The organism is Enterobacillus tribolii (assembly GCF_003363015.1).
Taxonomy (GTDB): domain Bacteria; phylum Pseudomonadota; class Gammaproteobacteria; order Enterobacterales; family Enterobacteriaceae; genus Enterobacillus; species Enterobacillus tribolii.
In genome coordinates this window covers 1-1,808 of sequence record NZ_QRAP01000036.1, presented here as the reverse complement: position 1 = coordinate 1,808, position 1,808 = coordinate 1, and the positions used below count along the sequence as shown (strand labels likewise).

Below are 1,808 nucleotides of genomic sequence, written 5' to 3'. Positions count from 1 at the left end.
ACCGGCACCAGCAACGCGGAAGCGGGGCAGACGGTGACGGTGAGCGTGAACGGCGCCGACTACACCACCACGGTGAACGCCGACGGCACCTGGAGCGTGGCGGGCGTGGACGCCAGCGGTCTGGCGGACGGTACCCACACCATCACGGCGAACGTCAGCGACAAGGCGGGCAACCCGTCCGACGCCGGTCAGACCGTGCTGGTTGACGCCACGCGCCCGGCGGTAACCATCAATGACAACATCACGGGCGATGACATCATCAACCTGGCGGAACACGGTCAGGCGCTGATCATCAACGGGAGCTGCGCCGGGGCGGCGGCGGGCGACACGGTGACCGTGACGCTGAACGGCAAAAATTACACCACCACGCTGGATGCGGCGGGCAACTGGAGCGTGGGCGTGCCGGCGGCAGACGTGGGCGCGTTGACCGAAGGCAGCCACACCATCACGGCGAGCGTTACCGACAAGGCCGGCAACGTCGGCGATGCCACCCACAGCGTGGACGTGGCGCTGACCGCGCCGACCCTGAGCTTCAACGACCTGGCCGGTGACAACGTACTGAACGCCATCGAGCGCGGCGAGCCGCTGGTGATCGGCGGGGGCAGCAACGGCCTGACGGCAGGCACCACGGTGACCGTGACGCTGAACGGCAAAAACTATGAGACCACGGTAGACGCCAGCGGCAACTGGAGCGTCAGCGTACCGGTGCTGGACCTCAACGGGCTGGGCGAAGCGAACTACATGGTAACGGCCAACGCCACCGACGGCGCGGGCAATGGCGTGACGGGCAGCGCAGGGCTGCTGGTCGACACCGTCCTGCCGGTCATCACCATCAACCCGGTGACCAGCGACGACGTGCTGAACCTGGCGGAAGTCAACAGCGGGCAGACGCTGAGCGGTAAGGTCAGCGGCGCGGCGCCGGACGACATTGTCACTATTGTTCTGGGCGGTCAGACCTACACCACCACGGTGAATGCGGACGGCACCTGGAGCATCAATGTCGGCAGCGATGTGCTGACAGCGCTGGGCAACGGCAGCATCACGGTGAACGTCAGCGTGACCAACGGCCATGGCAACACCGGCGAGAGCAGCCGCGACTTCACCATCGACGCCGGCCTGCCGGGCCTGCGTATCGACACGGTGGCGGGCGACGATATCGTCAACGCCATTGAACACCAGCAGGCGCTGGTGATCAGCGGCACCAGCAGCGACGTGCCGGCGGGCAACGTGGTCACGGTGACCATTAACGGCGTCAGCTATCAGGCCACGGTAATGGCCGACGGCACCTGGAGCGTGGGCGTCCCGGCGGCGGATGTCTCTGCCTGGCCGGCTGGTCCGCTGACCATCACCGCGGAAGCGGCCAATGCCAGCGGCAACGCCAGCGATATCGGCCACGTGGTGAAGGTCGACCTGAGCGACGTGGCGGTGTCCATCGACACCGTGGCGCTGGACAACGTTATTAACGCCGCCGAGAAGGGCGCCGACCTGGTGCTCAACGGCGCCACGCAGAACGTGGAAGCCGGCCAGGTGGTGAAGGTGGTGTTCGCCGGCCACAGCTATGACGCGGTGGTTCAGGCAGACGGCACCTGGAGTGTCACGGTTCCTGCCGCCGATATGGCCGGACTGCGCGAAGGCGCAGACCAGGTACAGGTAAGCGTGGTCAACCAGGCGGGCAACACGGCGTCGGCTGCACAGGACATCGTGGTGGATACCACGGCCCCGTCGCTGACCATCGACACGATTGCCGGCGACAATATCATCAACGCGACGGAGCACGGCCAGACCTTAACCATTACCGGCACCAGCAA

1 protein-coding gene is annotated in these 1,808 nt (G+C 66.3%); it reads left to right on the top strand.

The genetic code is table 11. The annotated features are described in order from the left end of the window. On the top strand, positions 1-1,808 hold a 1,808-nt coding region (locus C8D90_RS21900), incomplete at both ends, for an Ig-like domain-containing protein (RefSeq protein ID WP_115460560.1).